Below are 22,390 nucleotides of genomic sequence, written 5' to 3' on the forward strand. Positions count from 1 at the left end.
GCCTACCACCATCCGAATTGGCTCTGACCCGTGTCGAGCCTGGCGACCTCAGCCATCTCGCCTTTCGTTAAGGCGAAGTCGAAGATAGCGAGGTTGGCCCTCATGTGTTCGGCGTTCAGGGTCTTGGGGATGACGGGGATGCCGCGCTGAACGAGCCAGCGCAATACCACCTGTGCCGGGCTCTTTTCATGGACCTGAGCGATGCGGCCTATCACTTCGTCTCGAAGAAGCGACCTGCTCCCGGCCACGAGCGGCGACCATGATTCCATGATTATCCCGTCATTGAAGCATCGCTTCTGCAGCTCGACCTGCTGACGATAGGGGTGGGTCTCCACTTGGTTGACCATGGGCTTCACACGGGCGCTCTTCAATAGATCGTCGAGCACGTCTCCAATGAAGTTGGATACGCCGATGCCGCGCGCTTTTCCTTCCTGCAACGCTTCTTCGAGAGCGGCGTAGATCCCGGGGATGTCCCCTGTAGGCTCATGGACGAGAAGCAGGTCAACATAGTCTGTTCGAAGATCGGAGAGGCTGCGATCGATGGAGCGCTTCGTATCTGAATAGCCGTTCGTCCAGGTCTTCGTGGTGAGGAAGACCTCTTCGCGAGGAAGCTCCGAAGCCGCAAGCGCCCTGCCGACCCCGTCCTCGTTGCCGTAGCACTGGGCGGTATCGATCGAGCGGTATCCGATTTCAAGCGCCTCGCGCACGGCGTATTCGGTCTTCGCTGAAGAGGTGCGGTACGTGCCATATCCCACCATCGGCATGGCAGTGCCGTTGACGAGCTCTATTGAAGGCGTGGCCGGCGGTGTCATAGCGAGCCCCCGAGCTTCTCTGCCTCGCGCCTGGTTGTGGCCATGCCGACATAGGCAAGGCCATACAGTTCGCAGAACTTCTTTATGGAGTACTCTCCGGCCTCTATCATCCAGGGCGCCGGCGCCGCGCCCTGGAAGAGGAGCGCGAGGCGCTTTCCCCTGAAGCGTCCATGGTCGATCGCGCCGTAGAGGCGGTCGAGCAGGTTTCGCACCGCTCCGCTCAGGTTGTGCCAGTAGACCGGCGACCCGATGACGACGGTGTCCGCGCCGTCCATCGCGGCAAGTACCTCGTCCAGTTGATCGTCATCGAAGTGCTGGCCGTAGGCGTAGATCTTGTAATCGACCAGATCGAGCGTATCGTAGGGTCGCCCTTCCATGAGCGCATCCGCCAGCTGCGCGGTGTTTCCTCTCTTGTTGGGACTTCCGTTGATGAATAGCGTGCTCATGTTCATTCCTGCTTTCAGATGCCTGTCGATCGTCTACTCGAATTTGACCTCGAATGCGTTCCTGGTCTCGTTCAGCTTCCAATACGATTCGGCGATGTTGTCCGGGTCGAAATGCTCGTTGCCGCCGATGGTCCCGCATACCATTACCGTGCCGACGAAGATGCCGCTATCGGCAAGTTCCTGGTTCTTTTCAAGCGCGAGGTTTCTCAGGGCCGCCTTGTCCATAGAGAGGGCGACGTAACCGGGATAGGGAGACTCGGCCAAGATGCCGCCTGTCAGGATGATGGAGCCGCGCCTCTCGGCGAAGCCTGGTGTTGAGAACTTCTGTATGGTCTCATATGCGCCAACGACATCTGCCGCAAAGTGGAGCTTGACGTCTTCGGCGGTCAGGGGATCCTCGTCAACAGATGTGATTCCGACGTTGTAGATGATCACATCGGGATCGCCGTGATCCGCTTGGATGTCCTCGATCGTCTTGTCCAACTCGGGGATGTCCGACACATCGGCAACGTAGACAGTCGTCACGATGCCTTGCTCTTCGAACTCTTTCTTGTAAGCGTCAAGATTACCCTGGTTCCTCGAAACCAGCGCGACCTCATAGCCCTCCTTGCCGAACTTCCTTGCAACTGCGTTGCCGAGACCGGGGCCTGCTCCGATAACTACGACCTTCTTGCTCATGCTCTGCCTTCCTTTCGCGCCAGAGATTGATCTGATGCCGTTAACTCTAGGCTTTACCGATGAATCCCGGAATGGTTCAATTAACTAATGCGTGTTAACTTGTGGTTAATTCAGAAAGGATTCGTCCATGGGTTTGCTCGATGCTCGCATAGTAACTTTCCTCGCTGTTGCAGAGGCTGGCAGTTTCTCTAAGGCCGCTGATGTTCTTTTCTTGTCAGCGGTTTCCGTCAAAAAGCAGATGGATTCGCTTGAAGCAGAATTAGCGACCAAGCTTCTCGCCAGAACCAATCGCGGCGTTAGCCTGACGGAAGCGGGGCGCATCCTGCTTGAGGGCGCGCTGAGGATGAACGAGATCTCTGGTTCCACCTCCAGCGAGATAAAGGCGCTGGGCGAGGCGGAGAAGAGGACGATAAGGGTAGGTACATCGCTTCTGCGCCCCTGCTCAAGGCTTCTCGAAGTGTGGTCACGCATAGGGCGGCACAGCGAGTTCGGCATAGAGGTCGTTCCCTTTGACGACGACACGGAGCTTGACGCGGTGGTTTCCCAATTGGGGTCGCATATCGATTGTTTCCTCGGGCCATGCGATGCGCCCGCCTGGCATAGGACATGCGGCGTCTTGAAGCTCGGTTTCTATGAATGCGAAGTGGCGGTTCCAAGAAGCCATCCACTTGCGCAGAGGCGATCCTTGACATGGAGCGACCTCGAAGGGCAATCGATCATGCTGGTCCAGAAGGGGGCCTCGCCGGTGATGGACTCTCTCCGAAGCGAGATCGAGAGAGACTATTCGAACATCAATATTGAAGACACCCCGCGCTTCTACAGCATCGAGACCTTCAACGAATGCGAGAGGAAGTCCATGCTCATGGAGACACTCGATGCGTGGGAGGGCGTGCATCCCGGCTTCGTCTCGCTACCCATGGAGTGGAGCTATCGGGTGCCCTATGGCCTGATCTATTCAAAAGACCCCGCTGCTGTGATACGCGACTTCGTCAACGAGATAGCCAGTGTTTGCCTGGCATCGTGACGCGATCTGCATTAATCTATTCTCTTGCGGAATGAAACTCTTTTCCAAAAGCCCCGTTCAGAGCTACGAGGCGAATTTGACCTGTAGGCGAAGAAATCTGGCTGCGTGACGGAGCGCATCGACGAGGACGGCAGGACGCGTCCCATGTCGGTGCAGTGGTGGAGCGGGGAGACCTATCCGATCGAGAAGGCGGTCCCGGTCTGTCGCCGCTCTTCCAAGCGCGTAGGTGGCGACGGGGTCTGCTACACCGTCGTCATCAACGGCAGGGAAACGTTCCTCCATCACGAGGATCTGCGATGGTTCGTGGAGGAGAAAATCACAGACGAGCATATCTGCTGAGCAAGGACGGAGCCATGTGCGGGCGATGCGTCATATTCACATTCGACGAGGTGCTTGAGATCGTAAAGGAGATCGAGCTGGACGCCGCGTTCAACTTCGAGCCGGACTGGCCGGCGCGCAGGATCCAGGCATACCCCAACTCCGCGGCTCCGCTCATCGTTCCGCAGTTCGACACCGCCGTCGGCATTGCGAAGCTGCAAGAGGGCAGCCTGTCCGCCCGCGAGATGGGCTGGGGCTTCGAGGAGCCGTGGAGGTCCGGCGTCATCTTCAATACCCGCATCGAGAGCGCGATGAAGCCGACTTGGCGCGACTCCATGGAGCACAGGAGATGCATCATCCCCGTCGCGTCGTTCTACGAGACGCACAGGGACGAGACTTTTGTATCTCCGAAGACGGGAAGGCCGATAAAGCGGCAGTACGAGTTCAGGGTGCCGGGCGAGGACGTGATACTCATAGGCTGCACATGGAAGGGCGACCGGTTCTCCATGGTCACGACCGAGGCGAACGCCGATATGGCGCCGATACACCACCGGATGCCGCTCGTCGTCCGCCGGGAGGAGCTGCCTCTCTGGCTGGGACCGGACTACCAGGAGCTCGCGGACCGCTCGTCGGTCAGGCTGGAGATTGATGCTGCGAAATAGTGCTGCTGGATCAAAAAGAAGGCATAGACCTCGAAGAGGGCTAGACCAGCCCAGTTTTCACCTTGTGGCCGACTCTCAATCTGATTTCAATGATGCCTGACGATCAAGGGGCGGTCTCTCATGGGATTCAACGAGCTTCAGCTTCAGAGCGCGGATAGGCTCGATAGAGAAACAACCGTAGTCGGATGGGTTTGACAATTTAGGCTTCAAGCAATCAGTCCCTCTTGTCCCTTAATTGAATAAGTAAGCGCAATGGCTGGGGGCGCGCCTCGGATTTCAATCAACAGAAAAGACGAGCGTGAGGCTGTGACGATAACGTGTCCTTGCTCAGCCCTTGCGCGAAAGATATAATGCCTCCATGGAACTGAAGCCCTCCAGATACAACATCGTCGCATCGCAAAAGAGCCGCGATGGCTCGATTATCTACAACACTCGCACAGGAGCGCTGGCGCTCGTCGATGAGAGCATTGCGGTCGTTCTCGGGATGAGCGCGCTGCTCGAAGAAAGCGACTTTGCGAGAATAGATGCGAGAGCTGTAGCCCAGCTGGCAAGATCGGGGCTTCTCGTCGCTGCCGCCTGTGACGAGCTCGCCGAAGTGAAAGCGGAACACCGCGCGCTGCAGCAGGATTCCTCGGCGCTCTCGCTCTGCATAGTACCGACCTACACTTGCAATCTCGCTTGCCCCTACTGCTACGAAGAGGGGCGCAGCTCTTCGGGCAAGAGGATGGACCGGTCGATGCAGAAGAAGATCGTCGACTTCGCAAGGCTGGCCTTCGAAGCGGAGCCGTACGAGAGCATCGAGGTCCAATGGTACGGCGGCGAGCCCATGCTCATGCCCGATGCGATAGATGCTATTTCGGCCGGGCTCATGCGCTTCTGCGAGGAGCGCAGTCTCGGATTCAGCGCGAACATGGTGTCGAACGCGACGCGCATCGGTGCTGAGGAAGCCGCCATGCTGGGACGGAGCCGCGTGACCGAGGCCCTCGTCACCGTCGACGGCCCGGAGGCTGTGCATAACGGGCGGCGTCCCATGAGAAATGGCGGCAATTCGTACGAGGCCGTTCTCAACGGCATCGGCAATTTGCTCGGCGAGGGCATCGGCGTCACGGTGCTGATGAACACCGACAAGGTGAACGACTCGTGCCTCAGCGAACTGAATTCGCAGCTCCAAGAACGGTTCGGCATGAGCGCAATCCGCGCGAAGTTGAACGATTACTACGGCACGTTCGGTCGCGGCCGATTCTGCGAGCCGCGCTTCTCGCTTATGGACCATCGCGAATTTTCGCGCCTTCAATGCGAGCGCTTCTGCGAAGAAGGGCACGCATTTGCCGAATTCGCCGCGCTGCTCCAGCCGATACCGCTATTCTGCCGTGGCCAGAAGGAACGCTACTATGCCATTGATGCGATGGGAGATGTGTACAAGTGCGATGGCCGCATGGGGAGGGCCGATCATCTGGCCTTCAACCTTGATTCGATAGGCGACGCGACCGATATCCCGACGGGATTGGCGCCGGCGTATCCCTTTGATGACCCGGCATGTCCGGAATGCTCGCTGCTGCCCTTGTGCAAGGGGAACTGCGAGTGGGAGCGAAAGCAGTGTGCAGACCATCCATGCCATCCGCTGAAGTACACCGCGAACGAGTATCTCTATGGCTGGGTCGCTTCCATCGAACCGATAGAGATCGACGAGACGGGCGTTGTCCTGCTAGCGGAAGGACGCTCGCTATAAGACCCCGCCCGCGAACGACCCCGCCCGTGCGCGGCTGCCGAAGCGCACGGGCTCTTAGGCATGACCAAGAGAGGAAGAACGATGATTATCAACAACATAGTCTTCAGCCCTACAGGAGGAACCGGGAAGATCGCCGGCGTATTGTGCGAATCGCTGTCGGACGGCGGCGAGATAAGGACCATAGACCTCTCGGACCCCTTCGTAAACGAGAGCGATCTCGTCTTGGATCCGGCCGGCCTCTCGGTTATATCGATGCCTTGCTTCGGGGGAAGGGTTCCGGCGCTCGCTTTGGAGCGTTTGCAAAAGATCGATCCTCAGGGCTCGAAATCCATAGTTGTAATCGCCTACGGTAACCGCGCTTACGACGATGCGCTGCTCGAGCTCAAGGATTCAGCCGAGAAGATGGGGTTCGATGTTATCGCCGCCATATCGGCCATTACGGAGCATTCGATCATGCACCAGTATGCAACGGGAATGCCCGATCTTCCCGAAGTCGATGCTCTCAAGAAATTTGCTGAAGAAATAAAGGAGAAGATGCAAGCAGGGGCCAACGAGCCGTTCGAGGTTCCTGGGAACACGCCATATAAGAAGGCGGGGTCTGTTCCGCTGGTTCCCAAAGTGACCGGCAATTGCGTCTCGTGCGGAGAGTGCGCACGCGCGTGTCCAGCCGCCGCCATTAATTCGGAGGATTATGCTGCCAACAAGGCCCTCTGCATCTCGTGCATGCGTTGCATCCAAGTCTGCCCAAAGAATGCACGCAGCATCAACAAGATGATGGTGTCTGTTGCCGCGAAGGCCATCAAGAAGGCCTGCATGGAGAAGAAGGACCCAGAGCTGTTTTTGTAGAATCGCACAATCTACCTCAAAAAGAATCCTTTTATCACGAGAAGGGCGAAACGGACGATTCCCGCATACGGCTGCCTGGAGGCGATGAACACCGCAACGCTCAATACCGAGAAGGCCATGCCCGCAGCAAGCAGGCGCCTGCTCCACGCGGCTTGTCCGGGCTGGCCACGATCAGTCCCTCTGCTGGCAGTGCCAACCCCGCGATTCCTGCGAGTCTTGCAAGTCCTGCCGGCTCTGCTGTCCCTGAGAGCAGCCCCCTTCTTTCCCTTGTTACATTTTGCATGTGCACCTCTTCCTTTCGTCCCGACTTGATGCGGGATCGAAGATAGTAGGCATTGGAGATGCGAGACGCTTCACGCTTCTCGTCATGAGCGGCGCTCGCCATGTGCGTCACGCACTGCCCATTCCCTCATGGAGAGGAACTCCCATGCCCTGTGTACGCAAGTTCGAGCCCGTTCATAAGCGCGTCCTCGGCTACTTCGGCTACACGCTCCTTGAGGCCCAGAGCCTTCCCGAGCATGAGAAGCAAGAGCTGCAAGACCGCGTCCAAGACGCGTTCGGCGGTCTTGCCGACGAGCCTGCGGAGCTGTTCGGCGAAGACGGCCTCGTTCGCGACGAAGAATGGCTGGCCCTGGACGACCTCAGCGAAATGATCTTCTGGCCGCCGCCTCGACGATGTGCCTGACGACCTGCTGATAGAGAAGAGGCTCGAGCACGGCGGCTGGTGCACCACCCTTCGCCTTTTGCGAAAGAACCTGCGGAGCGTCTACGACTTCGTCTACGGGGCAGGAAGGGACGGGCTGCCCTGCCTCGACGGCAGCCCCGACGACGAGGTGGAGCTGATAGGATTTTGGTACTAGCGCCCTTTACGCGCGAAACGGAGCTGAAGAAATTCATCTGAACTGCTGAAGGTCGAAGAGAAGCTAGACAGGCCAGAGGGCATCGAGCGCTACCCTTGGCATCCCCATTGCAAAAATAATAACCGTCCAAACAACCGACTCTACGTACCAAGCGAGCACAGCACGTTCAAGCTCAACGAAACCGACGAGAACAACAAGAACAGCGATTCGCTCGTTCTCACCCTTGAGGGCCAGAACAAGATGACCCTCTGGAAGCTGGAGCCGTTTTTCGCCGACGAAAGGATTAACATCTCATGGCAGGGAGGACGAAGGGCCGAGCTGAAGGATGGCTATGCGATTTTGAGGGTTGCGCCTTTCGGGCAGGAGATCGTTGTGTCAACGGATGATGCAGGCCTGCAAAAGCAGCTGGCCGGCTGGGTGAACGGCCTCATAGCGCTGGCTGCTGATACAAGATGAGATCGCATGTGGGGGTGATAACTTCGGCTTGAAAGGGTACGCACCTTCCCAAAACCCGATGGGGGCGGGGAGCCTTATCATTGTCCTCTCGACTCCTGTTCCGATAGAGAATTCTTTAACGCCACCGGATTGTCCAGGCTCAATCCGACGACGCGTACGCGCTTTTTTCCGAGCATCGTGCTGACTTCAACTGGATGCTTAACAATAACCCATACGTTCGCTTGGTAAAAGGTTCCATAGTTGAGCTTGTCCGTCTTCGCAAAAGCATTGATTTCGCTTTCGGAAAAGCAGATCTTTTCTATGTCGGAAAACGGGATCGTGGCCTCCATCTGGATGCCGCATTCCAGGCGAATGTAACCATCGCCGATAGCGACAGGTCGCATCACGCGGGCTCGCGCATCGCCTGCGAGCCAGATAGCCGCATAGATCGAGAGCGCCGTGACGACACATGCAGCGACGACGCTCCACTGGGATATGAGGACATGGACGCCAATGATTTCCACCGGGAACGCGAGCGCGAGACCGAGCATCATGTTCATATAGCCGCCCGCGTTATGGTAGCTGAACACCCTTTCGCCTGGCAGCACGTAGGGCTTCTTCCGCCATGAGAGCAACGCGTAGTACCAGACGCTGAGCTCGGCTGCCGCCATGCTCGCAGGCGTGTCCTTTCTGACAAGATAGAGCATCGTCTCCTTGAACCAGGCAATGGGATCGGCGCTCTTCTCCTTCGCGGTTTTGTAGACCCTGGCGATCTCCAGGCATTCCCTGACCGCGATGGCAATCTCCACAGGAATCAACACAGCGAGCAGACACGGAAGCACGCCCGCATTGGGCGACCCGAGCGCAATCACGCTTAGCCCGTATCCTACCCAGATGACGGGGATGACGGAGAGCAGCGTGAGTCCTCGCGGCCTGACGACGAGAATATAGAAGCCCAGCGGGATCCCGACCATGAAGTCGAGCGGCAAAGCGATGCCCTCGATATGGCTTGGTATACATGGAGCAGAGATGACGCCGTAAGTGTAAAGGGCAATGCATAACTCGCAGAAGGCGATCAAAGTCCTCTTCTGACTTCGCGTTGCGCCCATTTCCGTCCTCCCCTCTTGACCCCAATTGGGACAATTTGTCTCAGCTGGGCAAACATCTTGTCAAGCTCCTATATTATCCCAGACGCAGAGACCAACGAGGCATATACGGCGAGACTCAGCTCGCTTATCGCCTCGAAAGGCACGTCGAACACGAGGTCGACCGTGACGGCGCGTTTCGGCAGTCGGATGCCTCGCGTCTTCATCGCCGCCAGGACCAGTGCTCTGATCTCGCTGGCAGCTCGGGCTGTCACGCCGGTTATCCGGAGGTCGGGCACGCCGCGCGCAAGGGATGCCGTCGTCCGCGATCTCGGAAAGCGCATCGGAGACGTTGGTCACGTCCGCAAGCTGCCCGTCGTACCACTTGATCCAGTCCCAGCCGAACACCACTGAGCCGTCCTGCTCCTCGAAGAACTCAGGCTCCCGCTCCGCGCCGATGAGCGGATAGGCGTCACGGCCCTCGCTCAGCTCGTCCACGCGCCTGCAAATGCGCTCGTAGCCCTCGCGGGTGGTTGGGGTACCTATCGCCGAACATCCCGATGCGCACGGTTTTGCACCTCGCGAGTATCCCGAAGACCTCGTCCTTGTCGAGGACCTCCCTCTTCCTGCGCCTCATGGAAACCTCCCTGTAATCAGATGTGAACGCCTCGTTGCGCTGGCGGATAGATTCTAGCCTGCGGCCACTGCATGGATTGGCTGGAATCGGACATGGAAATGTCGGATTGCGCCTGAATAAACAATGGGCCTGTTCGTTTCAACTGCGAACAGGCCCATATCTGTTTATAACCCGGAGATCAAAGATCCAAATCATGCCCCCGCGACCAAAAGCAAACAGAATTCAATCTGAGACTTGAACGACAGCATCGGATGCCAAGGGCTTGGAGACGTTCTTCAGGAATCTTTTGCTCGGGGAGGACAACGTATTGAAGAATCGGTTCATGCACCTGGATTGGGCTGGGGAACAAGATGATGCGCTAACAAGCGGGAATACCGAACAAGCCACCGAACAAGCCGAAGATACATCAGTTGCCCAGAGATAACTTCTTAGGAAAGCTCTGAACCTATACAGAAAAGTTCGTCTACTTCAATGAGGATTAACATAAAAAAGGCTACCTGATCTAGGGGAGTCAGGTAGTCAAGAGAATGGGAAAAGTAAGAACTGGCGCAGTGCTTATAATTTATCCTTCATACTCAAGAAAGCCCCTTCCTTCGATGATCTGACCGCCATCTATGATGAGGCCTTGCCCTGTCATGAATGCCGATGCGTCAGACGCAAGGAATAACGCTCCGTATGCAATATCCTCTGGCATACCAAGACGCCCCATCGGAACCCTTTCGATGAAACTACCGCTGGAATAGGGATTCAGGAATGCTTCTTTGGTTAGATCTGTAGCAATGTATCCTGGATAGATACTATTAACGCGCACGCCGAATGGCGCCAGATGATAACCAAAGTGGGTTGTCAGACTTCGCAAAGCGCCTTTTGTCGAGCAATATGCAGCACACCCATCTGCAGTAAATGCTCCGAGCGAAGAGATGAAGATAATCGATCCAACCTTATGTTTCGAACACTCTTTCCATGCATACTTCATGAACCAGATGCTTCCATCAAGATTCAGGCTATGCACCCATCTCCAATTGTCTGTATCAAACTCGTCTGCGATCTCATAGGGCGCTTCACCAGCATTGCCTGCGGATGTCACGAGGATGTCAAGGCGACCGAACGCCTCCACACACTTATCAACTGCTGCCTTGCATTCTTCTTCTTTTTCGACATCACAAACCGCATATGCAGCTGTATAGCCCTTCTTCTCGAACTCTTCAACCTTTTGCTTTAGCTGTTCCTCGCGACGTGCAACTAAGAAAACCTTTGCTCCTTTTTCTGCCATAGCCTCGGCCGAAGCGGATCCGATACCCCATGAGCTAGCACCAGTGATAAGTGCTACTCTGCCAGTTAAATCGAATGCCTTGTTTACATCTACTTTCATCTCGCTTTCCATACGCCATCGTCCTCTCAAAATTGTTCTCGAGTCAGAAAGAGACTGATGCGCTCTTTCTGAAATTGCAAGTGATTAAAAGCTACCCTTAATCCCCGTTGCCTACCATTCTCAATTGAAGATGTCTCAAACAATGCGGGTGACATAATCCAGTAAAGTTCCTGAAGAAGTTATACAAATACACATATTGAGAAGTTCCATCATCGCGAATCACTTGATAGATTCAAAAAAAGGGGAGATGAGATGATAGAGAAAAACAGCAAGGCCAAGATTCACATCACAGCTAGCCTTGACGATGGAAGAACCTTCTTCGACACCCATCGCCAAGGTGGGATACCTATAGAAATTGACTTGCAGCAAAAAGAAATCCTGCCACTGCTGAATGAGATTCTACTCGGTTTGGATAAAGATAGCCGGATCACACAGAGGGTCGAAGCAAAAGATGCTTATGGTGAATACGATCCAAATCTTATTGAAAAAGTCCCGAGATCAGACATTCCAAACGCAGACGCTCTTCCTGTTGGCGACTATATAATCTTCAACACTGATATGGGACCTATGCGGACAAAGGTAGTCGAAGTTTCAGATGACACCGTTACTTTTGACCACAATCATGAGCTAGCGGGAAATGCTATTAACTACAAGATCTCTGTAGTAAAAATTATCAACTCCGAAGAAGATGCGATAAGCCACGAAGAATACCATCATGAAAAGGAATGCGGGTGTAAGGCGCATCTTCACTGTGAACATGATAATGAGTGACGAATCTTTTCTTTTGTAACCCGGTTTGTTCTATTTGGCAAAACTGTCAACTGTTTTGCCAAAGCATACCTTTTTGAGAATTGAGTTGACTTAGTCCCGTCTCCTACCTTTGTAATGTCGGAATAATCTGACAAAACAAGAGAGGAGTGGATATGGCAGAGCATGAGGTCGCAAGCGGCCCATGGCAAGAACCAGAAACTACGATCTATCGTGGGATGGCTTGCGGTGGCACAGGCGGTGAACTATCAGCCATTGATTCGAAAGACGGCAAGGTGGTCAGAATTCGTCCTATTCGATATACCGATGAGTATTCGATGGATGAGCTCAAAGACAGCCTTTGGTCTTTCACGGCAAGAGGAAAGACGCTGAAATGTCCAGTGAAAACCGCTCCACCTTATCAGTCGCTTGCATACAAGAAGCGCATCTATTCGAAGAATCGCGTAAAGTATCCACTAAAACGCGTTGACTGGGAACCAGGCGGAGACCCCGACAAGATCAACGCCGAGAACCGCGGCAAATCCAAATTCGTTCGCATTAGCTGGGATGAAGCATGCGATATCATCGCCGATGAGATCAAACGTGTTCGCAAGACTTACGGTGAGAATTCCGTACTTGCAGTCGGCGAAGATGGACATTGCCAATCGAAGATCATCCACATGGTTGGTGGTAATCACATCAACTTGCTCATGAGAACCGGCGGTTTCACTCGTGAGGTCAGAACCCCAGACTCAGTTGAGGGATTCTACTGGGGAGCCAAGTTCGCTTGGGGCGCACAGGTGCAAGCTGGTTTGGGAATGTTCGATAACGGATGGAACGTTATCGAAGATGTCACCAAAAATGCCGACATGGTCATCATGCAGGCGGGCGACCTTGAGACCACCCAAAATTATGCCAGCCAATGGATGAGTCGCGTCATGCGTTTTTGGCTGGATATCGGCATCAAGCTTGTAGTTGTTGACCCATTCTGCACATACACCTCTGTTTGCCATGACGAGATCACATGGATCCCGCTGCTTCCAAATACTGATGTCGCTCTCGACTACGGCATGATGTACGTTTGGCTTACGGAAGGCCTTTATGACGTCAACTATGTGGAGACCCATACATATGGCTTCGATAAGCTGAAGGCATATGTCCTAGGCGAAGAAGATGGTATTCCTAAGACTCCAAAATGGGCTTCTGAGATTTGCGGAGTAGAGCCTTGGACAATTAAAGCACTCGCACGCGAATGGGGCACTAAGACAACCTCTATTCTGCACTACTGCGGCTGCCATGTTCGTGGGCCATACAGCCATGAGCCTGGACGCACTGAGGTATACAAACTCGCTCTGCAGGGCTTTGGCGCTCCTGGCGTACAGCAGATCCATCTGTTCTCGTATGGCGGAGGCAAGCAGGCGGTTCGTCCTACTCCTTACGGCCCTATGATGTTCTCAGAAATGCATGCTATGCAGTTCTATCCAGCAGATCAGACAATCCCGAGAACCTTGGTTGCTCGCTCGATTCAGAATGGACATTCGGATTGGTGGGGAAGCCCGCAGATCATCTTCGCGATGCCAGACGAGCAATTCGAGCATAATTTCTATCCCATCGAGGAAGATGAGGGCGGCGCTAAGGTCCATATGCTCTGGTCTGAAAAGCCTTGTAATCAAACTTGCTGGAATGGCGGATTCGAATTCCAAGAGGCGATGCGCAACAAGGATCTAGAGTGTGTGATCACGAATCATCCTTGGCTTGAGAACGACTCGCTTTTTGCAGACCTTGTTCTTCCTGTAACCACCCCTGCTGAAGAATCGGATATCGTAGGATCAGGCATGGGCGACTCTATTGAGGTGGTCGCTGTCCAAGACGCTGCGATCCCACCTGTCGGCGAGTCGCTGTCTGACTACGAAATCTCCCTGAAGATAGCAGAGCGTTTCGACCCTGAGCTTCCTAAACAGATGGCGGAAGGTCGCATCGAGGGTGAGCCGGCATTCGGACTCACAATCGAACAGCAGAAGAAGTCTGAATATGAACGTTCGCCAATTGTTAGTGAAATCGGTTGGGAAGAGCTAAAGGCTAAGGGTTTCTACGTACCGAAACAGGATCCATACGCAAAGGACTACAAGCCAAATGCTCGACTCTTCTACGAAGATCCTGAGAGCTTCCCGGTTGGCACGCCTTCTGGAAAGATCGAGTTCTATTCTGATCAGCTCGAAGAGAATTTCCCTGATGACAAAGAGCGTCAGCCGCTCGCAAAATGGATCGTAGGCGGTCCTGAGTCAGAGGGCTGGACTCATGATGAAACCCTTGCGGGCGAGCGAGCCAAGAAGTATCCATTCTTGGTCAATGCTTGCACTGGACGTTGGCGCTTCCATGCACAATGCGACGATATCACTTGGCATCGCGAGATCCCAACAGCAAAGGTTGTTGGTAAGGACGGATACCTCTATGAGCCTTGCTGGATATCCCCCGAGGATGCGAAGAAGCAAGGAATCGCAGATGGCGACATCGTTAAGGTTTACAACGAGCGCGGTACGGTCCTTTGCGGAGCCAAGGTTTCAGAGAGAATTCTTCCTCAATCAGTCATGGTGAACAAGGGATCGCGCTCAGATCCTATAGCTACCGAATTCGATCGCGGAGGCAATATCAACCTGATCAGTCCTGCCGGGCCGATTTCAAAGCATTGCTATGGCTTTGCGGTTAGTGGCTATCTTGTAGACGTTCAGAAGGTCTCTGATGAGGAGATGGCTGGTTGGATCAAGCAATACCCAGAAGCCTTCGAGAGAGCATACGATCCCGCATCCGGCTCTCACTATGATGGCTGGGTAGAAGGAGTCGAATAATATGAAAGCCTTTCTTGTTGATTTGAACAAGTGCGTGGGTTGCTACGATTGCCAGATTGGCTGCAAAGACGAGCACTGCGGCAATTGCTGGATGCCTTACGCCGAGCCACAACCCGATACTGGGCAATTCTGGCTACACCTATACGAAACCGAGCATGGCGCCCGTCCACATGTAAAAGTTTCATATGTCCCGGTGATGTGTCAGCATTGCGAAAATGCTCCTTGCATCAAGGCGGCTAAAAATGATGCCGTGTATCAAAGAGATGATGGTCTGGTAATCATCGATCCCGAGAAAGCAAAGGGCCAAAAGCAGATCGTAGACGCTTGCCCTTATAAGGCAATCTTCTGGAACGAAGAGCTTGAGATTCCGCAGAAGTGCACCGGCTGTGCGCATCTTATCGATCGTGGCCATCCGATCAGTGTTCCTAGGTGTGTTGATAACTGCCACCTTGACGCAATTCAATTCGGCGAAGAATCTGAGCTGGACCTTGCGGATACAGAGAGGCTAAAGCCTGAGTTTGGCCTCAAGACCCGCGTTTATTATCGCGGTCTTCCAAAGAGATTCGTTGCTGGTAAAGTTTATGATCCTGAAATCGAAGAAGTAGTAACAGGTGCTACGGTTACCGCTAAAAGTCCAAGTGGGAGCTGGACGGTAAAGACTGATGCTTTTGGAGATTTCTGGCTCAGAAATCTTCCCGAAGAGGAGCTAGAGCTCACCATCCATGGTGGAGGAAAGTCCTACAAAGGAAATGTTTCTACTAAGGAGAAATCCATCGGAATGGGCAACATTGCGCTCAAATAACCGAGTATCAAGAGTGTAAAATTAGATAGGTAGGATAAGAAGACTTATCCTACCTATTGTCGTTTCGGAAAAGGTCATGAACGCAAAAGAGGTCATTGCAGAGAGCTTCAGAGATCTCATTGTAAATAAAGGGATTTCTTATGACAAAGTCGCTGTGTACCAAATCTGCGACAATGCGAACGTGTCTAGAAAGACCTTTTATGTTCACTATAAGAGTAAATACGACATTGTCGATCAATTGGTGCATGAGAAATTGATTCGACCATTGATTCAGTTATCTGATGTCGTAATGTCTATGATGGAGAATCCGGAGCTTAGAACCACTTTTCCGACTGCTGTAAACGAGATGATCTACAAAGAGATCAGCGAAGATTTCGAATTCTATTCTCGTCTCTGCTGCAAAGCTGGAGACATAGATAGCCCCTTAGTGGAAGCTCTGATCAAGAACATCAGAATATTGAATACCGAGATACTCTCCAATCTCGGCATGGATGATTCGGATTGGCGCAAAGAATATGTTAGCTACTATTTTGCTGCAGGCAACGCAGTCTTGATTCAAAGATGGCTAAAAGACGGCCAGCAAGTGAGCGCAAGCAATCTTTCGAAGCTTTTCAACGATATGAGCATTAACTATTGGATGAAACTCGCAGACCTTTGATCCGTGAGATTTTGATTCGTTAGAAGGACATAATATGGCAAATCATATTACAGAAATAAAGCAACTTGGTTTCGTTACAAGGGACATAGAGAAGGCAATAGAGAACTTCACCAAGGTGGGACTTACGGATTGGAGTCCTGTAACCAAAGTATCAAACAAAGAATTTACTGGGATGATTTGTGATGGAGAGAAACAGGACTATGCTTTCCTTTGCGCAACAGATTCTGAATTGGACATCGAGATAGAATTGATTCAGCCACTCGATGATCATTCAGACTATGCACATTGGTTAGACAAGCTCGATACGTGGATTTCTCTGCATCATATTAGCGTCTCTACTGATGATGAGGACGACCTAAGGAATTCAGGCCATAAGCTCTTATTGGCGGGTTATCAAAAGGGCATTCCATTTGAGTGGGAGTATTACGATTTCCGTGATGATATTGGGACGGTTCTGGAATATTTCCCTATGCCCGTCGAAGAATAAAGACATAGTTCTCAGCTATTCACAAACTAAAAATGACCCTGATATTGCCAGGGTCATTTTTCTAGGTACAGAGTCTCCAGCTTTAAGAAGATTTAATCTGGAAGCTTTTGAAGTGCAGCATCCAATTCAGGGATCTTGTCTGGCGGAAGCATGTCAGGTGCCATTTTCGCAAGCATGTCTATTGGCATTGAAGCACCGAGTTTAAGCTTCGGATTTTCCTTAACACCTGGTACGTACTCTTCGAGAACGTCCATTGCATCCTCGCGCTTCATGATCTCCTTCAACTTTGTTTTTACCGACAAAGCCATGGGTCACCTCTTTCTATCGGGTGATTCCATAATTGCGAATATTGCGCCTAGTCTCAATTCACAGCTTTAATGGATGACGAGATCAAGGTTACATTTTTAGGAATTGCAACCCTAAAATGAATGATTCTTAAGATTTGTTCATAGGTCTAATGCAGTCAGTTTTTTTGTGAATGGCGAAATAATCCGAAGCAATTAAAGTTGAAGATAAGGATACTCAAGGAGACATAATGGCACACGGAATCATACCCCCCTTTAGCAATTTCCTTATTACCAGAGACCTTATCCTCAAGCTCTCTTCAGATGGAATTCCAAAAGATGATTTGGTTTTGCTTGGAAATGCCGCCAATGAAGTGCAAGTTCCCCTAGAAATTGCTGAAGATTACTATGGAATTCTAAATCAGATCAGATATTACCTAGGCGCTTCGCTCTTTGATGTTTCAGCCTTGTTTGACGACCCATGCACCATTGAGCAAAGAAGGCTGCTAGGTCTTCTGATCGCCTATGTTCTCGATGTCTCAGGATCTGAAGAAATCCTCGAATTGTTACTTCCGCTTTTGAAGGACGAGTCCCATACATGGATGACCTTGATAAATGGTCCGCTGGATTCAAGGATTCAGTCAGTGGAGAACGATTTGGGCTATCTGATAAAGATCGGCGCAAAAGACATCGTTACGCAAAAACCATTACAAGGTGGGTACGAGAATCTAGAGCGAATGATAAATAACGTGAATTAATACGGTCTGGAATTCGATCCAAAAGGAGGAGAACGATGAGCAGCAGGTATCAAAATTACTTCAAGGGCAGAGACTTTGTTCATCAGATCGGCTTTTATGCCCCAGATGGTGAACGATTTGCCAGAGAGCACAACAGGTTATTCGGCTCAGGCCCTTATTTCACAACAGTAAACAAATTCAGCAAGGTGATCTATCGAGGGAAAGAGCTTGAAAACCCTTTTGAGCTTCGGGCGTATTACGGCGCATGGGGAAGTCATTCTGTGGAAGTTGTACAGCAATTAACCCCAGGCGACTCCATGTATACCGATTACAACGATATGGATAAACCTGGGATCAATCATCTTCATGTTTTCGTCGAAAGTCTCGAAGAAGCCAAAGAGGCATGTGAGGAACTTGGTATCCCGATTGTCGTTATTGGGTATACCGACATCTCAGGAGCATTGGAGAAATGCGAAGCGATGGGGATCGATCCTTCAACGCTAGGCTTGGATGAGAACAAGATCGGATTCATGGTCGTAGACATGACCGAGGAATTAGGAATGATGGTTCAACTTATTGATGATGGAGCGAAATTCATTCACGACATGGTGATCAATGCCGGTAAAGATTGGGATGGTGAAACCGATTTCATAAGGGAAATGGGTTAGTAAGAAACGTGTGTTAGATAAGTTGCTGAAGGAGAAGAATGAACTTAGATCAATTCAGTATGGAAGGGCGCGTTGCGCTTATTACCGGAGCAAGCAGTGAGGGCATCGGCAAAGCTTCTGCTCGAGTGCTAGCAGAAGCAGGGGCTAACGTCTTCTTGATAGCGAGACGCGAAGATCGATTAGCTGAGGCTGTAGAGGAAATCAAAGCCTACGGCGTTGAAGCGGGATATTGCGCCATTGATGTCTCGGATCCAGAACAATGCAAGCGAGCGATCACAGAGTGCGTCAGTCGTTTTGGAAGACTTGATGTCATCGTCCTTGCCCATGGCATTAATGGCTTAAATGGACGAACCATCGATGACGAGTTCGACATGGAGAACTACAGAAATGTATTGGATATAAACCTAGATGGCGTTTTCTACATGCTCAAGTACGGACACAAAGAATGTGCCAAATCGGATAATGGCTCAATCATACTTGTCAACTCCCTTGCCAGTCTTCATGCTGCTGGTAGCGCTGCATATACAGCAGCGAAGGGTGCGATCAAGGCATGGACCAAGTTCTTCGCTAAGAAGCTCGCACCGGAAAAGATTCGCGTCAATGCTGTTATACCGGGCCTTATCGAGACAGAGATGACTCATCCAGAAGGAATGGACGAGCAATTCGAGAAATTCGTGGCTCCTGCTGCACAAAGGATCCCCTTACGGCGATTGGGCCAGCCTGAAGATATCGCCAATGGAGTTTTGTATTTAGCATCAGATGCTTCTCAGTGGGTGACAGGCTCCAGCATTTTGATCGATGGTGGAGAAATGGCTTAAAGGGGAATCCGGCGTGACAGATCTCGCTGGCAGCCCGATCTGTCACGCCGGCTATCCGGAGGTCGGGCACGCCGCGCGCAAGGGATGCCGTCGTCCGCGATCTCGGAAAGCGCATCGGAGACGTTGGTCACGTCCGCAAGCTGCCCGTCGTACCACTTGACCCAGTCCCAGCCGAACACCACTGAGCCGTCCTGTTCCTCGAAGAACTCAGGCTCGCACGCGCCGACGTAGTTGATGTCCGCATCAAGGGACAGCCTTTCGGGAGCCAGCACGAACAAGTTGAGGGCGGTGCCTCCATGGAGGCACACTTTGCCTCGTACGGCAGGATGCGAGTGCAGCGCCTCTAGGAGCTCAAGCGTCCGGGCGACCTTGTCGGCCGAGTCCCGGTCGAAGACCAAATCGCTCATTCCTCTATCCATCTCTCGCACTCTCCTTCAGACGCCGGAAGGTACAGCCGCCACTCTGCGCACCACGAGCCGTCTGCCGCATCGTGGTTCCGTGAGAAATAGAACGGCCCCTTGCCCGAGACCTCTTCCCTTAGCCTTTCGATCACGCTGCCGGAGATGCCCCAGGCGCCTCTTTTCGCTTCGAGGATCCAACCCAGCTTCGCCGACACGCTTTTCGAGCGGGCCAGCGCCTTATCCGCCAGCTTCTCCGCATCCACGAACTCGATCGCGGAGAGGCTTCTGAGGAGGGCCTCTGCGCCGCCGCACCTGTCCGGCCTCGCGAGGCAGTCGATGATGGTCTGCTCCTTGTCGGTGAACACTACCATGGTGCCATCGGGCAGCCTGCGCCTCCTGGTGGAGACGGCATCCGGCTTCGAGTAGCTGACGTACTCATGGCCTCCCCAATCGACTCGCCTTTCGGCGGAATCCGCATAGAAGGTAACCCTGGGGGTGACGTCGTGGGTTCCGACCAAGAGCGCGAGGGCGCTGCTGTAGGCGAACACGACATCCTCTCCTAGCTTCTGGGCGATGGCGTAGGGGTTCGCCTCGCTCGCTCGGAAACGACCCGTGTTGGATGCGTAGACGCCTCTCGCGACCGAGACCACCTTGCCGGCCTTCTTCGCGCGGGAGAGCAAGTTCGCGTTGGTCTGGGTGTCGCCGCAGCCGTCCATGAGCTCACGGCGAGTGAACACGGGATGGTTCTCGATGTAGCTTTCGATCATGATGGTTCCATTTACAAATCAAGTTGGTTTATAACACTATGAGTAGTATAAAGCTATCATTTCCATCAATGATAGCCCGCTGGGACAATTTGTCCCAGCGGGGGCGGCGGATGGCTCAAGAGGCTCTTCTGAGCACGGCGAGTATCTCCTCCAGCTCCTCGATGGAGAAAGGAATGGCGTTGGCGGACATCTTCGCCGCCTTGCCCGCATCGCTTGTCTCTGCGGCATCCGTTTGCTGTTCGAGCTCCCTGCGGCGCTCTGCCGCAGTCCGCTCGAATACGCTCATCGTATCGTCGAAGGCATCTTCGATCTTTCCCACTGCGCGCGCCTTGGCGTCGGGATCGACGTCGGCGTAGATGTCGAGGGTCATCGAAGGGCTCGAATGGCCGAGGTAGTTGGCGACGGTGATGATGTCGACACCTTGCGCTATCAGGTACGTCGCGAAGGTGTGGCGAAGGTCGTGGAACGTGCAGCTGAACTTGTTCATCTTGCAGAAGGCCGAGAAGTCCTTCCCGAGCTGGGTGGGGTTGTAGGGACGGCTTTCCGATTCCTGAGTTCCAAGGATGAAGCAGTTGGAAAAGGGGACCTTGAGCTTCCCGAGCATCCAGCGCGAGTCCTCGAGCATGCCCTCAAGGAGCCTTCTCGTGTGGGATGTGAGCGGTATCGTACGAGTGCGGCCGCTCTTCGGCTCCTTGAGGTAGAAGCCCCCTTCGCCGTTGCCGAACGCGTGCGAAACGGTGATGGTTCCCTTGTCCTGGTCGAAGTCGTCCCACCTGAGAGCGCAAACCTCGGCGCGCCTCATGCCCGTGGTGAGGGCGATCTCTACGGCAACGGCGAGCGCGTTCGGCTGGGCTTGCCTGGCCAGGTCGAGCATGCGGCTTCTATCCTCGCGGCAAAGCGCGTTGGTCGGGGTCTTCGCTCGCTTCGGGGGCTTGCAGAAGTTGCAGGGGTTTTCGTGAGGAGGTCTAGCGAGATCGCGTAGTTGAGAGCCTGCTTCAGAAGCCGGAAGCACTTCGCTACGGTCTTCGGGGCGTAATCATCCGCAGACATCTTGGCCATCCAGGCGTTGATTGTTGGCACGTTGAGGTCAGAGATGAGCTCCGCTCCGATGTATCTGCACATGAGCCTCGTCTCGCCCTTGTAGCCGCGCATGGTGGACGGCTCAACCGTCTTGCTTTGCTCCTTGTAGTCTAGGAAGCTTCTCATGAACTGTTCGACCGTGACATCCACGCCCATCGCAAGACCGCCGGTTTTCAGGCTCAAGATGAGCTCGTCGTGCTTCTCTCTGGCTTGGCGCTAAGAAGTTGCCCTGCTGGTGTGATACGTGGTTACGGGCTCTCCCGTAAGCGGGTCTGTATGCGTGATCTGAGTCTGCCATGAGTCGTTGCCGCGCCTTCTGAGCCTCTTGACTTGTACTTCATGCGATTTCCTTTCTCCAGCTTTTTCCCAAACGGAGCCAGGAGAGCGGCAGGGAAAGGAATTGGCGCAGCGCAAGATCGCTTGAAGAGCTCATGCTGGAAGCACTTTGCTGCAATTACAAAGCGCATCTCGCGAACGCGTTTTCCACAGCCAAAGCTTGGCACCAATTTGGCACCAAAGCTGGATGGAAGAGTTGGAAAACAAGACGATTCGGGGCCAAGCCTTGATAAAATGGAACGCATTGCGAGCAGGCCTATGTTGGTATTGCGGGAAGCAGGATAAAGCCTGACAATCGGGTTTGAATCGCTCATAACCCGGAGGTCGTTGGTTCAAACCCAGCCCCCGCGACCAAAAACTTAGCAGGTCAGAACATATTTTCGGTTCTGACCTGTTTTCATTTTGTCATCAAAAATCGACATTTTGGAGGGTTATAGGCATAAAAACGTGTCTGGAGACTAGAACCAGCCAGTGGCTTTAGAGCCGCTCATATGGAGTTCAGCCCATAGGATTCCCGTACCCCAGCAGGCGACGTCCCCTTCCTCGGCATCCGCTTTTGCTGCCGACCTTCTAATATGAGTAGAACATTCATATGACCAGTTTTCTTGTCAAGGACAAATAATCGCCTAGCCTGTCTGGCCGGACAGGCTAGGCGATAACCCATCGTTGCTTGCCTCCAATTTCAGACGTGTTTACCAACGTCAAGCACTTTGATCAAACTCATATCCGCGTGTCGCTGCCTCGTAAGGCTTGGTTGCCGCATGTAGATACCTTCGGCTGGACGGGGCCACTTGAGATGTTTCTCTTTCTGTCAACGCACGCAACCATATTGCCGTGCAAATGTTCTCCGTGGTT

25 protein-coding genes and 1 tRNA gene are annotated in these 22,390 nt (G+C 53.2%); 16 read left to right on the forward strand and 10 right to left on the reverse strand.

The window, feature by feature from the left end; translation table 11 throughout:
* Positions 1-2: 2 nt before the first annotated feature.
* The 3 genes from G7Y37_RS07845 to G7Y37_RS07855 are packed head-to-tail and all read right to left on the reverse strand — an operon-like array spanning position 3 to position 1,936.
* Entirely contained in the window at positions 3-812 is an 810-nt protein-coding gene (locus tag G7Y37_RS07845; RefSeq protein ID WP_165062913.1) for an aldo/keto reductase, read from the reverse strand.
* Positions 809-1,258: a flavodoxin family protein gene (locus G7Y37_RS07850; RefSeq protein ID WP_165062914.1), complete on the reverse strand. Its 450-nt coding sequence runs from the start codon at positions 1,256-1,258 to the stop codon at positions 809-811. Before G7Y37_RS07850 ends, G7Y37_RS07845 begins: the two co-directional genes overlap by 4 nt.
* Positions 1,259-1,291: 33 nt before the next feature.
* Positions 1,292-1,936 carry an SDR family oxidoreductase gene (locus G7Y37_RS07855; RefSeq protein WP_165062915.1) on the reverse strand — a complete coding sequence of 215 codons (645 nt, stop codon included), beginning with the start codon at positions 1,934-1,936 and terminating at the stop codon, positions 1,292-1,294.
* A 127-nt stretch (positions 1,937-2,063) separates the two neighbouring features.
* On the opposite strand from G7Y37_RS07855, the gene G7Y37_RS07860 reads away from it, so the two are divergent.
* From G7Y37_RS07860 to G7Y37_RS07890, 7 genes are all read left to right on the forward strand, one after another.
* A complete protein-coding gene (locus G7Y37_RS07860; RefSeq protein ID WP_165062916.1) occupies positions 2,064-2,960 on the forward strand; it encodes a LysR family transcriptional regulator in 897 nt (298 codons plus the stop codon).
* Positions 2,961-3,065: 105 nt separating this feature from the next.
* The gene (locus tag G7Y37_RS07865; RefSeq protein WP_165062917.1) at positions 3,066-3,299 is read left to right on the forward strand and encodes a hypothetical protein; all 234 of its coding nucleotides are present in this window, start codon (positions 3,066-3,068) and stop codon (positions 3,297-3,299) included.
* 14 nt (positions 3,300-3,313) lie between these two features.
* The gene (locus G7Y37_RS07870; protein WP_165062918.1) at positions 3,314-3,940 is read left to right on the forward strand and encodes an SOS response-associated peptidase; all 627 of its coding nucleotides are present in this window, start codon (positions 3,314-3,316) and stop codon (positions 3,938-3,940) included.
* Between the two features lie 358 nt (positions 3,941-4,298).
* Positions 4,299-5,669: a radical SAM/SPASM domain-containing protein gene (locus tag G7Y37_RS07875; RefSeq protein WP_165062919.1), complete on the forward strand. Its 1,371-nt coding sequence runs from the start codon at positions 4,299-4,301 to the stop codon at positions 5,667-5,669.
* An 81-nt stretch (positions 5,670-5,750) separates the two neighbouring features.
* The gene (locus G7Y37_RS07880; protein WP_165062920.1) at positions 5,751-6,515 is read left to right on the forward strand and encodes a 4Fe-4S binding protein; all 765 of its coding nucleotides are present in this window, start codon (positions 5,751-5,753) and stop codon (positions 6,513-6,515) included.
* 427 nt (positions 6,516-6,942) lie between these two features.
* Positions 6,943-7,200, forward strand: coding sequence for a hypothetical protein (locus G7Y37_RS07885; RefSeq protein ID WP_165062921.1), 258 nt, complete (start codon positions 6,943-6,945; stop codon positions 7,198-7,200).
* Between the two features lie 220 nt (positions 7,201-7,420).
* A complete protein-coding gene (locus tag G7Y37_RS07890; protein WP_255463974.1) occupies positions 7,421-7,831 on the forward strand; it encodes a hypothetical protein in 411 nt (136 codons plus the stop codon).
* Between the two features lie 77 nt (positions 7,832-7,908).
* Here the strand turns inward: G7Y37_RS07890 and G7Y37_RS07895 are convergent, their stop codons facing one another.
* Both G7Y37_RS07895 and G7Y37_RS07900 read right to left on the reverse strand, forming a co-directional pair.
* A complete protein-coding gene (locus tag G7Y37_RS07895) occupies positions 7,909-8,919 on the reverse strand; it encodes a hypothetical protein (protein ID WP_165062922.1) in 1,011 nt (336 codons plus the stop codon).
* Between the two features lie 1,175 nt (positions 8,920-10,094).
* Positions 10,095-10,916, reverse strand: a complete 822-nt coding sequence (locus G7Y37_RS07900) for an SDR family NAD(P)-dependent oxidoreductase (protein WP_165062923.1) — start codon at positions 10,914-10,916, stop codon at positions 10,095-10,097.
* Positions 10,917-11,156: 240 nt separating this feature from the next.
* On the opposite strand from G7Y37_RS07900, the gene G7Y37_RS07905 reads away from it, so the two are divergent.
* From G7Y37_RS07905 to G7Y37_RS07925, 5 genes are all read left to right on the forward strand, one after another.
* The gene (locus G7Y37_RS07905) at positions 11,157-11,675 is read left to right on the forward strand and encodes a peptidylprolyl isomerase (protein ID WP_165062924.1); all 519 of its coding nucleotides are present in this window, start codon (positions 11,157-11,159) and stop codon (positions 11,673-11,675) included.
* A 152-nt stretch (positions 11,676-11,827) separates the two neighbouring features.
* On the forward strand, positions 11,828-14,497 hold the full coding sequence (locus G7Y37_RS07910) for a molybdopterin-dependent oxidoreductase (protein WP_165062925.1): 2,670 nt from the start codon (positions 11,828-11,830) through the stop codon (positions 14,495-14,497).
* Position 14,498: 1 nt separating this feature from the next.
* On the forward strand, positions 14,499-15,299 hold the full coding sequence (locus G7Y37_RS07915) for a 4Fe-4S dicluster domain-containing protein (protein ID WP_165062926.1): 801 nt from the start codon (positions 14,499-14,501) through the stop codon (positions 15,297-15,299).
* Positions 15,300-15,375: 76 nt separating this feature from the next.
* Entirely contained in the window at positions 15,376-15,957 is a 582-nt protein-coding gene (locus G7Y37_RS07920; RefSeq protein ID WP_165062927.1) for a TetR/AcrR family transcriptional regulator, read from the forward strand.
* Between the two features lie 34 nt (positions 15,958-15,991).
* Positions 15,992-16,444, forward strand: a complete 453-nt coding sequence (locus G7Y37_RS07925; RefSeq protein WP_165062928.1) for a VOC family protein — start codon at positions 15,992-15,994, stop codon at positions 16,442-16,444.
* Positions 16,445-16,536: 92 nt separating this feature from the next.
* Here the strand turns inward: G7Y37_RS07925 and G7Y37_RS07930 are convergent, their stop codons facing one another.
* Entirely contained in the window at positions 16,537-16,716 is a 180-nt protein-coding gene (locus G7Y37_RS07930; protein ID WP_165062929.1) for a hypothetical protein, read from the reverse strand.
* A 263-nt stretch (positions 16,717-16,979) separates the two neighbouring features.
* On the opposite strand from G7Y37_RS07930, the gene G7Y37_RS07935 reads away from it, so the two are divergent.
* From G7Y37_RS07935 to G7Y37_RS07945, 3 genes are read left to right on the forward strand one after another with little or no spacing between them, the layout of a single operon-like run.
* The gene (locus tag G7Y37_RS07935) at positions 16,980-17,486 is read left to right on the forward strand and encodes a hypothetical protein (RefSeq protein WP_165062930.1); all 507 of its coding nucleotides are present in this window, start codon (positions 16,980-16,982) and stop codon (positions 17,484-17,486) included.
* 35 nt (positions 17,487-17,521) lie between these two features.
* On the forward strand, positions 17,522-18,133 hold the full coding sequence (locus G7Y37_RS07940) for a VOC family protein (RefSeq protein WP_165062931.1): 612 nt from the start codon (positions 17,522-17,524) through the stop codon (positions 18,131-18,133).
* A gap of 38 nt (positions 18,134-18,171) precedes the next feature.
* Positions 18,172-18,951, forward strand: a complete 780-nt coding sequence (locus G7Y37_RS07945; protein ID WP_165062932.1) for an SDR family NAD(P)-dependent oxidoreductase — start codon at positions 18,172-18,174, stop codon at positions 18,949-18,951.
* Here the strand turns inward: G7Y37_RS07945 and G7Y37_RS07950 are convergent.
* From G7Y37_RS07950 to G7Y37_RS07965, 4 genes are all read right to left on the reverse strand, one after another.
* Positions 18,948-19,358: a nucleotidyl transferase AbiEii/AbiGii toxin family protein gene (locus G7Y37_RS07950; protein ID WP_165062933.1), complete on the reverse strand. Its 411-nt coding sequence runs from the start codon at positions 19,356-19,358 to the stop codon at positions 18,948-18,950. The genes G7Y37_RS07945 and G7Y37_RS07950 overlap by 4 nt on opposite strands.
* Positions 19,355-20,119: a type IV toxin-antitoxin system AbiEi family antitoxin domain-containing protein gene (locus G7Y37_RS07955; protein ID WP_165062934.1), complete on the reverse strand. Its 765-nt coding sequence runs from the start codon at positions 20,117-20,119 to the stop codon at positions 19,355-19,357. Before G7Y37_RS07955 ends, G7Y37_RS07950 begins: the two co-directional genes overlap by 4 nt.
* Positions 20,120-20,234: 115 nt before the next feature.
* Positions 20,235-20,993 carry a site-specific integrase gene (locus G7Y37_RS07960; protein ID WP_165062935.1) on the reverse strand — a complete coding sequence of 253 codons (759 nt, stop codon included), beginning with the start codon at positions 20,991-20,993 and terminating at the stop codon, positions 20,235-20,237.
* On the reverse strand, positions 20,942-21,382 hold the full coding sequence (locus G7Y37_RS07965; RefSeq protein WP_165062936.1) for a phage integrase SAM-like domain-containing protein: 441 nt from the start codon (positions 21,380-21,382) through the stop codon (positions 20,942-20,944). The genes G7Y37_RS07960 and G7Y37_RS07965 overlap by 52 nt, the downstream gene beginning before the upstream one ends.
* 422 nt (positions 21,383-21,804) lie before the next feature.
* Between G7Y37_RS07965 and G7Y37_RS07970 the strand changes: the two genes are divergently transcribed.
* Positions 21,805-21,885: transfer RNA gene (locus G7Y37_RS07970), tRNA-Leu, on the forward strand.
* Positions 21,886-22,390 lie beyond the last annotated feature (505 nt).

It is taken from the genome of Adlercreutzia sp. ZJ154 (assembly GCF_011039055.1).
Taxonomy (GTDB): domain Bacteria; phylum Actinomycetota; class Coriobacteriia; order Coriobacteriales; family Eggerthellaceae; genus Adlercreutzia_A.

Excerpts from the sequence above, each read along its gene's own strand:
- G7Y37_RS07845 (WP_165062913.1), bottom strand. The coding sequence starts at position 812 with ATGACACCGCCGGCCACGCCTTCAATAGAGCTCGTCAACGGCACTGCC.
- G7Y37_RS07850 (WP_165062914.1), bottom strand. The coding sequence starts at position 1,258 with ATGAGCACGCTATTCATCAACGGAAGTCCCAACAAGAGAGGAAACACC.
- G7Y37_RS07855 (WP_165062915.1), bottom strand. The coding sequence starts at position 1,936 with ATGAGCAAGAAGGTCGTAGTTATCGGAGCAGGCCCCGGTCTCGGCAAC.
- G7Y37_RS07860 (WP_165062916.1), top strand. The coding sequence starts at position 2,064 with ATGGGTTTGCTCGATGCTCGCATAGTAACTTTCCTCGCTGTTGCAGAG.
- G7Y37_RS07870 (WP_165062918.1), top strand. The coding sequence starts at position 3,314 with ATGTGCGGGCGATGCGTCATATTCACATTCGACGAGGTGCTTGAGATC.
- G7Y37_RS07875 (WP_165062919.1), top strand. The coding sequence starts at position 4,299 with ATGGAACTGAAGCCCTCCAGATACAACATCGTCGCATCGCAAAAGAGC.
- G7Y37_RS07880 (WP_165062920.1), top strand. The coding sequence starts at position 5,751 with ATGATTATCAACAACATAGTCTTCAGCCCTACAGGAGGAACCGGGAAG.
- G7Y37_RS07885 (WP_165062921.1), top strand. The coding sequence starts at position 6,943 with ATGCCCTGTGTACGCAAGTTCGAGCCCGTTCATAAGCGCGTCCTCGGC.
- G7Y37_RS07895 (WP_165062922.1), bottom strand. The coding sequence starts at position 8,919 with ATGGGCGCAACGCGAAGTCAGAAGAGGACTTTGATCGCCTTCTGCGAG.
- G7Y37_RS07900 (WP_165062923.1), bottom strand. The coding sequence starts at position 10,916 with ATGGAAAGCGAGATGAAAGTAGATGTAAACAAGGCATTCGATTTAACT.
- G7Y37_RS07905 (WP_165062924.1), top strand. The coding sequence starts at position 11,157 with ATGATAGAGAAAAACAGCAAGGCCAAGATTCACATCACAGCTAGCCTT.
- G7Y37_RS07910 (WP_165062925.1), top strand. The coding sequence starts at position 11,828 with ATGGCAGAGCATGAGGTCGCAAGCGGCCCATGGCAAGAACCAGAAACT.
- G7Y37_RS07915 (WP_165062926.1), top strand. The coding sequence starts at position 14,499 with ATGAAAGCCTTTCTTGTTGATTTGAACAAGTGCGTGGGTTGCTACGAT.
- G7Y37_RS07920 (WP_165062927.1), top strand. The coding sequence starts at position 15,376 with ATGAACGCAAAAGAGGTCATTGCAGAGAGCTTCAGAGATCTCATTGTA.
- G7Y37_RS07925 (WP_165062928.1), top strand. The coding sequence starts at position 15,992 with ATGGCAAATCATATTACAGAAATAAAGCAACTTGGTTTCGTTACAAGG.
- G7Y37_RS07930 (WP_165062929.1), bottom strand. The coding sequence starts at position 16,716 with ATGAAGCGCGAGGATGCAATGGACGTTCTCGAAGAGTACGTACCAGGT.
- G7Y37_RS07935 (WP_165062930.1), top strand. The coding sequence starts at position 16,980 with ATGGCACACGGAATCATACCCCCCTTTAGCAATTTCCTTATTACCAGA.
- G7Y37_RS07940 (WP_165062931.1), top strand. The coding sequence starts at position 17,522 with ATGAGCAGCAGGTATCAAAATTACTTCAAGGGCAGAGACTTTGTTCAT.
- G7Y37_RS07945 (WP_165062932.1), top strand. The coding sequence starts at position 18,172 with ATGAACTTAGATCAATTCAGTATGGAAGGGCGCGTTGCGCTTATTACC.
- G7Y37_RS07950 (WP_165062933.1), bottom strand. The coding sequence starts at position 19,358 with ATGAGCGATTTGGTCTTCGACCGGGACTCGGCCGACAAGGTCGCCCGG.
- G7Y37_RS07955 (WP_165062934.1), bottom strand. The coding sequence starts at position 20,119 with ATGATCGAAAGCTACATCGAGAACCATCCCGTGTTCACTCGCCGTGAG.
- G7Y37_RS07960 (WP_165062935.1), bottom strand. The coding sequence starts at position 20,993 with ATGCTCGACCTGGCCAGGCAAGCCCAGCCGAACGCGCTCGCCGTTGCC.